The organism is Novosphingobium sp. FG90 (assembly GCF_057808725.1).
Genome location: NZ_JBMDIO010000122.1, coordinates 1 through 584, shown reverse-complemented (window position 1 = coordinate 584; position 584 = coordinate 1). Strand labels below are relative to the sequence as shown.

1 pseudogene is annotated in these 584 nt (G+C 60.3%); it reads left to right on the top strand.

Going from position 1 to position 584, the window contains the following annotated elements:
- Positions 1–313: 313 nt before the first annotated feature.
- Positions 314–584 (top strand): annotated as a pseudogene (locus ACODRZ_RS26830) (methionine gamma-lyase); the annotation flags it as partial.

The following is a 584-nucleotide window of genomic DNA, read 5'->3' as shown; positions in this document are numbered from 1 at the left end:
TACATATAACACGCTACGATGCACCATGCGCCCTCCCGCGAAGCGGGTTCGTGCATGGGTCGTAAGCAGGCTTCGGCTGAGATGAGACATTATTAGTCTCCGTTATCCTGATACCCGCCATCTGCGACCAGGTTCGGCCCTTCGTGAATGAGCCGACGAAGGTGCTTGAACTTCTATTAAGCCCCACCCCGGATCAGCCGCGAATGGCCCGGTCAGGCGGCAGCGCGGGCGTGAGGGCGTATTGCAGCCTTGGGAATAATGCTGCACTTCAGCAACCGGGTGGCAAATAAGCGGCGAGCCGAGGATAGCACGAATGACCGCACCGCGTGAGAGCAAGACCGCCATCGGGGATCACCAGCTTCATCCGGACACCCTGATGCTGAACTACGGATACGACCCGTCATTGTCCGAAGGTGCGGTCAAGCCACCGGTATTCCTGACGTCCACTTTCGTCTTCCCGACCGCTGAGGAAGGCCGGGACTTCTTCGACTATGTCGCCGGCCGCAAGGAGCCGCAGCCGGGCGAAGGCCGCGGACTGGTCTACTCGCGCTTCAACCACCCCAACAGCGAGATCGTCGAGGATC